The sequence below is a fragment of the Micromonospora sp. RHAY321 genome, from assembly GCF_023896955.1.
Lineage (GTDB): Bacteria > Actinomycetota > Actinomycetes > Mycobacteriales > Micromonosporaceae > Micromonospora.
Window position 1 is genome coordinate 162,711 of sequence record NZ_JAMHIW010000012.1, and the last position, 11,727, is coordinate 174,437.

The following is an 11,727-nucleotide window of genomic DNA, read 5'->3' on the forward strand; positions in this document are numbered from 1 at the left end:
CCGACCTGCTCCGCCCGCCGGCGCGGATCCGGCCCTGGGCTCATGACTAGCCACTCCGCCGCCGGGTACGCGCGATCGTGGTGGCGGCCGGGCAGGCGCCGATCCCTCTTGGGAGGAGACATCCGGATGGCGAAGTTCCTGTTGAGGTCGACCTACACCGTCGACGGGGTCAAGGGGTTGGCCAACGACGGCGGCACGAAGCGCGCCGAGGTTGTCCGCAAGTCGATCGAGGCGGCCGGCGGGCAGATGGAGTCGCTGTACTTCGGGTTCGGTGATCACGACACCTACGTGTTGTGCGACCTCCCGGACAATGCCGCGGCGGCCGGGCTGGCCATTGCGATCCGGGCGGCGGGCGGCGTGGACACGAAGATCACGCCGGTGCTGACCCCGAGCGAGGTCGACGAGGCGACCCAGCGGAAGGCCGAGTACCAGCCTCCGGGGAGGTGAGCGTCCGCCGATCCAGCGCACCTGCCGGTTGACAGCGCGGCTGGGTGCATCCGGGCGGAACGACTTGGCGCCGTCCCGTGGCGGCCGCTACGAACGCGGGGGCACGTCATACCCCACCGTTAGCGTGGCGTCATCCCTGCCCGGAGTCGCTCAGAGGAGCCCTCGATGATCGACCACCTGTCGGTGCAGGTCCGCGACGTGGCGGCGAGCGCCGGCTTCTACGACGCCGTGCTCGCCCCGCTCGGCGGCCGCCGTCTGCTGGAGTTCCCGAACGTCATCGGCTACGGCCGCGAGCGTCCCGACTTCTGGCTGGGCCCGACCGAAACCCCCGGCGAGGCCCGCGAGCTGCACCTGGCCTTCACCGCCGACGACCGCGCCGCCGTCGAGGCGTTCCACTACGCCGCTATGAGGGCTGGCGCGGAGGTGCTGCACCCGCCCCGGGTCTGGCCGGAGTACCACCCGACCTACTTCGCCGCGTTCGTCCGCGATCCGGACGGCAACAACGTCGAAGCCGTCTGCCACGCCCCCGAGTGATTGGATCCACCGGCATGGAACAGCGAATCAGCCTGGTCACCCTCGGCGTCGCGGACGTAGCGCGGTCCAAGGCGTTCTACGAACAGCTCGGCTGGCGCGGCCAGGAGGTCGAGGAAACGGTGTTCTTCCAGGCCGGCGGCCTGGCGGTGGTGCTGTGGGGGCGGGACAAGCTGGCCGAGGACGGGGGCGTCGACGATTCGGGCACCGACGGGTTCGGCGGGGTGACCCTGGCGCAGAACGTCCGCTCGCGGGCGGAGGTCGACGAGGTGATCGCCGCAGCGGTGGCCGCCGGGGCCGAGGTGACCAAACCGGCCCGGGAGACGTTCTACGGCGGCTACGCCGGCTACTTCATCGACCCGGACGGTCATGTCTGGGAGATTGCCTGGAACCCCGGCTTCCCGCTCGGCCCCGACGGCTCCATCACCGTCCCCGACTTCGGCACCACGGGCTGACGCTGCTCAAATCGGCTTGGGAACGGATCACTCGCCGGTTGGTGGGCAGAGCAGCCGGTCCACCAGCGGGAGCTGTAGGGGATCCAGGCAGACCCTCAGCAGGGCGGGATCCGACGAGGCCGGGCTCGTCGTCGTCGGGGCCGGTGCAGTCGGCGAGGCCGATGCGGTCGGCAGGGTCGGGCGGGCTGCCGGGGGCGGTTCCGTGGTCGGAGCCGGAGCAGCGGGTGCCGAGCTGGCGGACGGGGCCGGAGCGGTCGACGAGCGCACAGCGGTCGACCGTGCCGAAGACGACGACGGAGCCACCGGCCGCACGGGCACACCCATCGTTGACGCCGACCGCCCGGACGGCGCCCCGCTTACGGGTGGCTGCGCCGCACGGCCAACCGACCCGGCCCTGCCCCGTTCCGGCACCACCGGCCCGACGGGAAGGACGGGAAGGACGGCATCGGCGTCCAGCGGCAGATCTACCGTGCCGATGACTCCGGCATCCGCCCGCTGCACCGGGCCGCCCGTCTCCGGCCCGAAAGCCCCAGGACCGAGCGTCGCGACCACCATCGCCGTGACGGCGGCCACGGCGATCACCCGGCGATCGGGGCGTACGGCCGTCAGGGGCGCTTCGTCCGGGCCGACGAACGGCAGCGGTGTCGGCCGCGCGCGACGGTGGGCGTCCAGCAGGGCGTCGAGTCGCGCGACGACGGTGGCGCGTTCTCCGGCGAGGGCGGCGACGGCGAGGGTCAGGTAGAAGCGGAAGTTCACCGCGGCGGTGGCCGGCACGAGCAGCCCGGCGAGCGGACCGCGGTCGTCGGCGTGCAGCAGGGTCAGGGGGACGTCGGGATGGTGCGCGGGGCCGGTCAGGTCCGCGTACCTCCACTCCCGACGATGGTCGCGCCCGGCGAAGGCGATTCGGTGGTTGGTCACGACGGCCAGGCCGGCGTCGACGACCCGCAGGCCGGTCGGCAGGGTGTTGCCGGGTGTGTCGGCGCAGGTGAGCGGGCCGGGTGTGGGCAGGCCGGTGACGTGCCGCGCCTCGGCCTCGACCAGCTTCGCGAGGGGGACGACCCGGAAGACGAGTTCGTCGTGGGCGAGGTCCACCGGCAGGCCGGTACGCGGCTGGGTGCACCCGAGGAACCCGGCGGCCTCGATCCGCAGCCGGGTCAGGTGGTCGTTGCGTCGCAGCCAGGCGTCGGTCGCGCTGCGGTAGGCGCGTCGCCGCCGTTCGTTCTCGCGCTCGGCCCAGGCGATCCGCCAGTGCGGCCCGAAAGCGGTGGGGCGTGAGGTCACGGTCACACGCGGTACAACCGCTCATGTACGTGACAGGGAACGCCGGAGGGATCGATGCTTCCCTTTGTTCCCGAAAGGAGAGATTTGACAGACTAGGGTTTCGGCACGAGCGCGAAGTGCACGGTACGGCCGGTCCTGCGCCGCCCGAGGCGGTGCAGCAGCGGCACGAGCACGCCGTGCAGCAGCGGGTACTTGCGGCGCAGCGTGCGGGCGGCCACGTCGTACTCCGTGCCGTTCAGCCGGTGGGCGGTGGCCTGCACGGCCGGGCCGGTCGGCACGCCACGCGCGGTCGAGGCCGCCACGGTTACCGTCGAGTTGTTGCCGATCCGCCGGGTCTTCCAGGCCCGTTCGAAGCTGCGCACGTACGCCCGGTCGTCGACCACCGCGATGCTCACCGGCGTTGCGACCGGTCGCCCGTCCCGGCGGTACGTGGTCAGCAGCACCGTCTTCTGCCGGCCGAACGGCGCCAAGGCCGGCACACCGGTCGGCGAGACCGTGCCGAGCACCCAGCCCTGCTCGCGCCACCGGTACACGAACGCCGCTCCGGCCACCACCACGGCACCGGCGATGGCGACGGTCTGCCCGGTGGTGCCGCCCAGATTACGGTCGGCGACGTGCACCACCGTGTGGGCCGTCCCGCCGACCACGTAGCCGGCGAAGGCCACGGTGAGCGCGTCGGCCCAGATGGTGGCGAGCAGCAGGGTCACCCCGATGCCGAGCTGGAACGCGCCGATGTCGTGCACGAAGTGCCGGTGTGGCGGGAAGCCCGCCCAGTCGCTGAACGAGGCCGGTGAGAGCAGCGCCCACACGCCGACGATCACGGTGGCCAGGCCGAGCAGGGCGGCGGCGGGTCGCACGATGGTTCTCATATGCCCGTGACGAGACGGCGAGCCCGGGCGTGACACGCCGTGGAGCCGGGCCGGCGACCGGCCCGGCTCCACCATTGCCTACGACGGGCGCAGTGACGTGAAGAACTGCCTCATCTCGCCGGCGAGCAGGTCCGGCTCCTCCAGCGGCATGAAGTGCCCGCCCCGGCCCGGCGCGCTCCAGTGCCGGATGTCGGTGCAGGCCCGCTCGGCGATCGAGCGGGGAAAGCTGGCCAGTGCGGGTTCGGTGCTCACCGTGAACGCGGCGGGCACGGTGATGTCGGGTCGTGGCGTGTTGTGGTCGAAGTCGACGTACTGCCGGAACGATGAGCCGATCGTTCCGCTGGCCCAGTACAGCGTGATGATCGTGAGCAGGGTGTCGCGATCGACGCTGTTCGCCAGGTCTCCGTGGTTGTCGCTCCAGTCCCGGTACTTGTCCACGAGCCAGGCGGCCAGCCCGGCCGGGGAGTCGGCGAGCGCCGCCGCGAGGGTGTCCGGTCGGGTGCCCATGATGGCGCTGTACCCGCCGTCGGTCTGGTCGTACGCGGTTTCGGCGTCCAGGTACGCCTGTTCGGCCGCCGACAGCGGTCGGTCGTCGAAGCTGGCCGGGAACGGCGGGTGGATCATGTGGATGCCGGCGACCTGCTCCGGGTACAGGGCACCGAGCCAGCCGGTGACCACCCCGCCGACGTCCCCGCCGAAGGCTCCGTAACGCTCGTAGCCGAGCACGTCGGTCATCAACTCGTGCATCGTCCGGGCGAGGAGCGCCCGGGTCACCGGCTCGTCCGGTACGTCCGAGAAGCCGAAGCCGGGCAGCGAGGGCACCACCACGTCGAACGCGCCGCCGTGCCCGGTGGGGTCGGTCAGCCGGTCGACCAGCGGCAGCATCTCGACGAAGCTGCTGGGCCAGCCGTGGCTGAGGATCAGCGGCAGCGGCGCGGGCGCGCCGGCCGGGCGGGCGGCGCGGACGTGCAGAAAGTGCAGCTTCCGGCCGCCGACGACGGCCAGGTGGTGCGGGTACGCGTTGAGTTCGGCCTCGCGGGCCCGCCAGTCGAAGCCGTCACGCCAGTAGGACACCAGGTCCCGCAGGTAGTCGGGGTCGACGCCGCCCTGCCACGGCTCGTTGCCGCTTCGGTCGGTGAATCGGGTACGGGCCAGTCGGGCCCGCAGGTCGTCGAGGACCGCATCGGACACGTCGATGCGGAACGGGGAGAAAGACATTGATCCTCCGATAAGGAGGGCGCTCCCCGACGCGAAAGGTCAGCTGAGGGGGACGGCCGAGAGGAGCGCCCAGGAATGACGATTGGTGGTCACCGGGCTCACCTCCTCTCTTGGCTGACGGACGTCACCTTACCCCTGCCCGTTGCCGCCCGCCCCGGCCGGGGCGACCGCCGAACCGATCGGCTCGGTGAGGAAGTCGATGATGAGCCGGTTGCACAGGTCGGGCTTGTCGGCGAGCAGGCCGTGGGTGGTGCCCGGCACCACGGCGAGCTGCGACTGCGGCAGCCCGTCGCGCAACGCCACGGTGTGCTCGACACGGACCTCGTCGTCGTCGGCGACCATCACCAACGCCGGGCCGGGGTATCCGGCCAGGTCGGCGACGGTCAGCGTGGGCTCCTCGTGGTGCATCCGGTCCAGCTTGGCCTTGACGATCGGGAAGTGCTGCGGCCCGTCCGGTGACACCTCGCCGTGGTACTGGACGAAGAAGGCGACGGTCTCCTCGTCGAGGTCGACGGCGCCGTCGATCCAGCCGTCGTGGTGGAACACGCCGGCGGCGAGCACCAGCCGGCGGACCAGGTCGGGGCGGCGCAGCGCCACCAGCAGCGCGACCGGAGCACCGTCGCTGTGCCCGGCCAGGTACGCCGGCCCGCGGACCACCTGCTCCAGGAACGCGATGGTGTCCTCTGCCATCTGCTGGTAGCTGATCGGGCCGTCCACGTCGGGGGTACGACCGTGCCCGCGCCGGTCGGGCCGGTAGACGGTGAACCGTTCCGCCAGCCCCGGCACGTTCTGCCCGAACGCCCGGGAGTCGGCGAAGCCGGGGTGCAGCAGCACAAGCGGATCTCCCGCGCCGTCGCGCTCGTAGAACGTGTTGACCTCGCCGAGCTGCACGTAGCCGGACATCGGGCTCCTTCCGAGCGGAGGTACCGCCCACACCCGGGCGTATCGACACCGCAGAGGTATCACGCTCGTCCGACATTGTCGGCGTACCGAGCCGGTCAGCCGGCCCGCTTCCGGTGCGTCATCGGGCCTGGCGACGGACCTCGGGCCGGAAACCGCGACGGCGTGCGCGGCGGGTACGCCTCGCAGTGCCCGGCCCACTGCTCGGCGGCCACCGCGAGGGCGTCCGCGGAGACGGTGAGGATCAGCGGGTAGATCGCGGTGGGCGGGCGGCGCATCCACGGTGGCAGCGACTCGGCGGAGAACTCGACGGTCAACTCCAGCCGGCGACGGCGGATGACCCGGGTCCGCAGGGTCAGGTTGGGCTCGGTGAAGCGGACAACCGCGGCCGGCGGGTTCGGGCCGACGGCCGCCTCCGCCTGCCCGCGCAGCCAACTGCCCAGCGCACGGGCCTCCTCGACCATCAGGCTCGGGTAGTGGTGCGACCAGGTCTGACCGTCGGCGGTGCGGGCGTCCACCTCGATGAGCAGCCAGTCGCGCCAACCGGGCACGGCTCGGTCGGGGTCGTCGGGCGGGTCGATGCCGGGCTGGTAGCCGATCGGGCGGATCCGCACCCGGGCACCATCGTCGGACCGGATCTCCACCCGATCATTCTGGCTCACCGAAGCGGACGTTCACCCCCAAATCGGTCACTTCCAGATGGTCCGCCGCACGCCACGGTGCTCGGCGCAGGCGTTCGACCGGCCGCCGGTCAGGCTGACCGCGCCGTCGCGGCACTGCACCAGGTAGCCCCGACCCGACCAGAACTGCGGCGCGCAGTCGAACCAGTCGCAGACCTCGGTGGCGGGCCGGCGGATCCGGGTTCCGCCGCAGAAGTCGTACCCCAGCGGGTTTTGCGGCGCGCCGCAACGCGGGTCCCGGCTTGGGGTGGGCGACGGGCGCGGCGACTTCGTCGACTTCGACGGGGTACTGCGCGCGGGCGTCGGGAGGACCAGCGCCGGGATCGCGCTGGGAGTGGGCGCCGGGGTGGCGGCGACGGCGACCTCCGAGCGGCCGGTCGGGTCGGACGGGTCCGATTCCAGCAGCGCCGCCGGCACCAGCAGCGCGACGGCCGCGGCGACCGCGACGGTTCGCCGGCCGCCCGGCACCAGCGCGGAGAGCCGGGCCTGCGCGGGAGTGGCCGCCGCCGGCCGGAACGGCTTGAGCTGGGCGTGCTCGGCGATCAACTCGTCGAGCTGGGCGAGCACCGCGGCCCGCTGCTCGATCGCGTCGGCGAAGGCCAGGGTGAGCGTGAACCGGAAGTCCGCCGCCGCGTCGGCGGGCAGCATCAACCCGGAGGTACCCCGCCGGTCCAGCACCTGGATCAGGGTCACCGGCGCCGCCGGGTCGTGGCCCAGGCCGGTCATCCGGCCGTACGCCCAGTCGCGCCGGCCGCGTCCGCCGAGCAGCACCAGCCGACGGCTGGTGATCACGGCCATGCCGGCGTCGGTGACCCGGACCCCGTCTGGGCGACGCGGGCGCAGCGGCCCGGCCGGCGGGGCGACCGTGAGGTCCGGCGCGGGCAGCACCGTGGTGTGCCGCACCTCGACCAACTGTGCGGCGGGCAGCACCCAGAGCACCACCTCGTCGCCCGCCAGCTCCAGCGGCAGGCCGGCACCGGCCGCCGCGGAGCCCTGGAAGTCGGCGGCCAGGGCACGCAGCCGCCGTAGCTCGTCGTCGCGTCGCCGCCACGCCGCCTCAGCGCCGCGGAACGTGCTGACCCGCCGAACGTTCTGCCGGCGCGCCCACCGGTACCGCCAAGTGGAACCCGTCGAATCAGTCTTTGCCACGCCGACTCCTCCGTCGCGCAGGCCACCAACCGGGGTGTCACTCGTGTTAACAGCAACGACGCGCCGCCCGGACACGCCAGAACGGGGCGAAGTGGCCGATCGGCGGAGCAATCCACACGATAGGGCGATACTGCTGCCGACGTTCATGCGGTTCGGAGTGTCGCCGCGCGGCGCGGAGACCGACCCGCCGGCGGAGACCCACCTTTTTGGCGTGCCGTACGCGGTGGCCGCTGCCTCGGTAACGTCAGCCGCAGCCGGGTGGCGATGCCGCCGCATCGCCGTACGGAGGGGGTGAGGGTCGTGCCGCAGGACAGCCGGCCCGGAGTGGTGGTCGCGGTCGACATCGGCACCACCAGCACCAAGGTCGTCGCGTACGACACCAGTGGACGACAGCTCGCCGCCCACACCGCCGGCTACCCGCTGGACGACCCGCAACCCGGGTACGCCGAACAGGACCCGCAGCTCATCCTCGACGCGGTGCTGGAGTCGATCCGCGCGGTGGTGGCCGATCTGGCCGCGCCGGTGGCCGGGCTGTCGTTCGGCTCGGCCATGCACAGCCTGATCGGGCTGGACCGGGCCGGTGTCCCGCTGACCCAGTCGTTGACCTGGGCCGACTCGCGATCCACCCGACAGGCCGAGCGCCTGCGGGCGGTGCCCTCCGGCCTGGCCCTGCACCGGCGGACGGGGACGCCGATGCACCCGATGTCGCCGCTGCCCAAGCTGCTCTGGTTCGCCGAGCAGGAACCGAAGCTCTTCGAACAGGTCGTGCACTGGGTCGGCATCAAGGACTGGGTGCTGCTGCGGCTCTGCGGCCTCCTGGTCACCGACCACTCCATCGCCTCGGCCACCGGTTTGATGGACATCCACCGACTGGAGTGGGACAGCGAGGCGCTGACCATCGCCGGCATCACCGACGAAAAGCTCCCCCAATTGGTCTCCACCACCGCCGTACTGCCCGGGCTCACCCCGCAGGCCGCGGCGGCCACCGGGCTGCCGCAGCGCACCCCCGTGGTGGTCGGCGCCGGCGACGGGCCGCTGGCGAACCTGGGCCTGGGCGCGGTGCACCCCGGCATGGTGGCCTGCTCGATCGGCACCAGCGGCGCGATGCGGGTGATGGTCGAACGGCCCGGCGTGGACCCGCTCGGTGGGGTGTTCTGCTACGCGCTGACCGAGGACCGCTGGGCGGTCGGCGGCGCGATCAACAACGGCGGCATCGTCCTCCGGTGGGCCGCCGAAGCGCTCGCCCCGGACCTGGGCGCGCACTCCGAGGCGGCGCTCGTCGCGCTGGCCGCCCGGGCGCCGGTCGGCTCGGGCGGGCTCATCATGCTGCCGTACCTGCACAGCGAGCGGGCACCGCACTGGAGCGCCCTGCCGCGCGGCGCGTACGTGGGGCTGACCCACGGGCACCGCCGCGAGCACCTGGTGCGGGCCGCCCTGGAGGGGGTCTGTCAGCAACTCGCGCTGGTGCTCACCTCCGTGCGCGCGGCCGGCAACGAGGTCCGCGAGGTCCGGGCCGGCGGCGGCTTCGCCCGCAGCGGCCTGTGGCGGCAGATGCTCGCCGACGTGCTCGGCCTGCCGGTGAGTTTTCCGGCTGGGCCCGAGGGGTCGAGCTTCGGCGCGGCCCTGCTCGGAATGCAGGCGTTGGGCCTGATCCCCAGCATCGACGTGGCCTCCGACCTCGTGACGATCGAGGAGACCATCCGCCCCGACCCGGCCGCGGCCGCCACGTACGCATCCCTGCTGCCGCTCTTCGCCGAGCTGTACGAGGCGCTGGTGCCCGCCTTCACCTCGATGCGCCGGCTGGCACCCGGACTGCCCACGGATCCCGTGCCGGCCGCGCCATCGGCGTAACCCCGTCGGCCGGCCCGGCGGCGCGGGGCGGTGCTGCTCGAGGCGCTGATACCTCAGAGTCACCCGTGAGGTGTCGCGGTCGTCGGGACAAGGCCGCCCGGACGGGTGACGCCAGCCTCGACGGCCCCAGGCACCCCCGCCGCTTCATATCGTGCAAACGTGAGAAAAAGCGACAAGAAGTCCTCATCTTCCCAGCCGGGTCCAGCCAGCCGGTCGGCCCTGAAGTGGCTGACGGCGGCGGTCGCGCTGGTCGTGGTCGCGACGACCGGGCCCGCCACCGCGGACGGCCCAGGCCCCGGCCCAGGGTCCGCAGCCGAGCCGGGCCAGCAAACCGACCCGGGGTACGGAGCCGAGCCGGGCGGCGATGCCGAGGCGGGGCATGAGCCCGGGGTGGAGCCGACCCCGGAGCGGGCGCCGACCAGCGAGGTGTCCTGGCTGTCGTTCCCCGGCGGGGTGTTCTCGGTGGACTCGCTCGGGCACACCGTGCGCTATCGCGCCTGCGACGGCGACACCGGCCGGGTCGCCGACCCCGACATGCGGGTGGCCGCCGGGGTGGCCAGCGGTGAGGTGACCGTCGGGGGCACGAGCTACCGCTACCGGGTGCCCCTGGTCGGGCGGGCCGAGGGAAGCCTCCAGGTGATCCGGCGGCACCACCAGCCGACCGACCTGACTGGCGTGGTCGTCACCAGCCCGCAGCCGCCCACCGACCCGGCCGCGGGGGCGCGACTGTTCCCGCTCAGCGGGCAACTCGCCCGGGTGGTCGCCGACGCGAGCCTCAACCCGGCCGGGGTCACCGTGCGCGATCTGTCCGGCCGGTACGGCGACCAGCAGATCGCCGTCAACGGCGCGCTCCGCCCGAAGGCGGCCAGCGTCATCAAGCTGTGGATCCTGGTCGAGCTGCTCCGCCGCGTCGACTGTGGACAGGTCTCTCTCGACGACGGCGTGCTGGTCACCCCGGCGGACGTGGTCGGCGGGACCGGCCAGTTGCAGTTCGAGACGTTCCCGCAGGTGGTCACCCTGCACCGGCTCGCCCAGTACCTGATCAAGTACAGCGACAACGTCGCCGCCAATGTGCTGATCACCTACCTGGGCGGGTTCGCCCCGGTCAACGCGCTGATCGACTCGATGAACCAGCGCTCGACGATCCTCGCTCGCAGGATGCTCGACAGCGCGGCCGCGCAGCGCGGCGAGGAGAACTACACCAGCCCGGACGACGTCGTGTCGCTGCTCGGCGCGGTCTGGGACGGCGAGATCCTCACCCCCGCCTCCCGCGACCTGATGATCGGTTTCATGCGCGAGCAGACCCTGAACACCAAGATCCCGGCGGCGCTGCCGCCCGGCGTGCCGGTCGCGCACAAGACCGGGGACCTGCCGGACGCCTCACACGACGTCGGCTACTACCTGATCCCCGGCTCGGAGACCGCCGTCGCGTTCCTCACCGCCGGGCCGATGGACACCGGCGACGAGACGGTCCGCCGGATGGCCCGTACCGTCTACGACTTCCTGGTCACCGGCGTGGACGGGGCGTACGAGGAGTGAGCCGGGCGTCAGGCACCCGGGATGTTCGCCGGCGGATCCTCGCCGACCAGGTCGGCCGCCGGCGGATCGGCCGCCACCGGCAGCCCGAAGTCCGAGTACGTCAGGTCGAGCTGCGCGGTCTGCGACTGCTCGCTGGCCAACTCGATCCGGTAGCGGACCAGCCGTCCGTGCTCGTCGACGGCGGCGGTGAACGGCACGGCGCCGGCCCGCTCGCCGAGCACCTTGCCGACGCCGCTGCCCAGCACCGCGCCGCTCTCGCGCAGGTCCAGCGTGCCGGCGTACTCACGGACGCCGGTCTGCCGGACCTGGGCCGGCGCGGTCAACGTGCCGGCCAGCCGGGTGTTGTCCAGGCCCGGCTGAGCGCCCGGCGCCTTCGGAGCGCCCACGTGCCACCAGGTCCGGCCGTCCCAGACCGGGATCCGGCGGTCCGGGGCGCTGACCCGCACGTACACGTCCGGGCCGGTGGTCAGCCGCTCGATCTTCACCTCGCCGTTGGGCACCTTCAGCGAGGTGGTCTCCAGACCGCGCCGCGCCTTCGGGTCCCAGAGCAGCACCGTGCTGTCCCCGCCCGCCGCCCCACCTGTGCCGACCGTCAGCCGATACGACTGCTGGTCGACCTTCGTGGCGGCGGCGACCAGCACACCGACCGGGTCGGTCGCGGCCGGTGCGGGTGACGCGTCGGCCGCCGGAGGGCCCGCCTCCGGCTCGTCGCCGCCGGTGACCAGCGCCCACGCGCCAACGGCCACCGCCACGGCGAGGACGGCGCCAGCGGCGACCAGCTTCGGCTTCTCCACGGTCATCTCCCCC

Annotated in this window: 12 protein-coding genes; 5 read left to right on the plus strand and 7 right to left on the minus strand. The window is 72.9% G+C overall.

Annotation, left to right across the window (positions count from 1 at the left end):
* The first annotated feature begins 126 nt into the window (after positions 1–126).
* From M8C17_RS23120 to M8C17_RS23130, 3 genes are all read left to right on the plus strand, one after another.
* Positions 127–447: a GYD domain-containing protein gene (locus M8C17_RS23120; protein ID WP_252418636.1), complete on the plus strand. Its 321-nt coding sequence runs from the start codon at positions 127–129 to the stop codon at positions 445–447.
* A gap of 165 nt (positions 448–612) precedes the next feature.
* Positions 613–981, plus strand: a complete 369-nt coding sequence (locus tag M8C17_RS23125; RefSeq protein WP_252418637.1) for a VOC family protein — start codon at positions 613–615, stop codon at positions 979–981.
* Between the two features lie 14 nt (positions 982–995).
* On the plus strand, positions 996–1,433 hold the full coding sequence (locus tag M8C17_RS23130) for a VOC family protein (RefSeq protein ID WP_252418639.1): 438 nt from the start codon (positions 996–998) through the stop codon (positions 1,431–1,433).
* A 27-nt stretch (positions 1,434–1,460) separates the two neighbouring features.
* Here M8C17_RS23130 and M8C17_RS23135 read toward each other — a convergent pair whose 3' ends face one another.
* The 6 genes from M8C17_RS23135 to M8C17_RS23160 all read right to left on the minus strand — a co-directional run bounded on the left by M8C17_RS23135 (position 1,461) and on the right by M8C17_RS23160 (position 7,530).
* Positions 1,461–2,714 (minus strand): hypothetical protein, encoded by a 1,254-nt coding sequence (locus M8C17_RS23135; RefSeq protein ID WP_252418640.1) that lies wholly within the window; start codon positions 2,712–2,714, stop codon positions 1,461–1,463.
* Between the two features lie 92 nt (positions 2,715–2,806).
* Positions 2,807–3,583, minus strand: a complete 777-nt coding sequence (locus M8C17_RS23140; protein WP_252418641.1) for a PPOX class F420-dependent oxidoreductase — start codon at positions 3,581–3,583, stop codon at positions 2,807–2,809.
* 78 nt (positions 3,584–3,661) lie between these two features.
* Positions 3,662–4,801 (minus strand): epoxide hydrolase family protein, encoded by a 1,140-nt coding sequence (locus tag M8C17_RS23145; RefSeq protein WP_252418643.1) that lies wholly within the window; start codon positions 4,799–4,801, stop codon positions 3,662–3,664.
* A 129-nt stretch (positions 4,802–4,930) separates the two neighbouring features.
* Positions 4,931–5,704 carry an alpha/beta fold hydrolase gene (locus M8C17_RS23150; RefSeq protein ID WP_252418645.1) on the minus strand — a complete coding sequence of 258 codons (774 nt, stop codon included), beginning with the start codon at positions 5,702–5,704 and terminating at the stop codon, positions 4,931–4,933.
* 95 nt (positions 5,705–5,799) lie between these two features.
* Entirely contained in the window at positions 5,800–6,345 is a 546-nt protein-coding gene (locus M8C17_RS23155; RefSeq protein ID WP_252418647.1) for a hypothetical protein, read from the minus strand.
* A gap of 45 nt (positions 6,346–6,390) precedes the next feature.
* Positions 6,391–7,530, minus strand: coding sequence for a hypothetical protein (locus tag M8C17_RS23160; RefSeq protein ID WP_252418648.1), 1,140 nt, complete (start codon positions 7,528–7,530; stop codon positions 6,391–6,393).
* 300 nt (positions 7,531–7,830) lie between these two features.
* Here M8C17_RS23160 and M8C17_RS23165 point away from each other — a divergent pair, with 300 nt between their 5' ends.
* Entirely contained in the window at positions 7,831–9,381 is a 1,551-nt protein-coding gene (locus M8C17_RS23165) for a gluconokinase (RefSeq protein WP_252418650.1), read from the plus strand.
* A gap of 159 nt (positions 9,382–9,540) precedes the next feature.
* Complete coding sequence (locus tag M8C17_RS23170; RefSeq protein ID WP_252418651.1) at positions 9,541–10,920, plus strand: serine hydrolase; 1,380 nt, start codon at positions 9,541–9,543, stop codon at positions 10,918–10,920.
* A gap of 8 nt (positions 10,921–10,928) precedes the next feature.
* Here M8C17_RS23170 and M8C17_RS23175 read toward each other — a convergent pair.
* Positions 10,929–11,727: hypothetical protein (locus M8C17_RS23175; RefSeq protein ID WP_374558920.1), on the minus strand; the 799-nt coding region annotated here is incomplete at its 5' end.

Excerpts from the sequence above, each read along its gene's own strand:
- M8C17_RS23150 (WP_252418645.1), bottom strand. The coding sequence starts at position 5,704 with ATGTCCGGCTACGTGCAGCTCGGCGAGGTCAACACGTTCTACGAGCGC.
- M8C17_RS23140 (WP_252418641.1), bottom strand. The coding sequence starts at position 3,583 with ATGAGAACCATCGTGCGACCCGCCGCCGCCCTGCTCGGCCTGGCCACC.
- M8C17_RS23125 (WP_252418637.1), top strand. The coding sequence starts at position 613 with ATGATCGACCACCTGTCGGTGCAGGTCCGCGACGTGGCGGCGAGCGCC.
- M8C17_RS23145 (WP_252418643.1), bottom strand. The coding sequence starts at position 4,801 with ATGTCTTTCTCCCCGTTCCGCATCGACGTGTCCGATGCGGTCCTCGAC.
- M8C17_RS23120 (WP_252418636.1), top strand. The coding sequence starts at position 127 with ATGGCGAAGTTCCTGTTGAGGTCGACCTACACCGTCGACGGGGTCAAG.
- M8C17_RS23130 (WP_252418639.1), top strand. The coding sequence starts at position 996 with ATGGAACAGCGAATCAGCCTGGTCACCCTCGGCGTCGCGGACGTAGCG.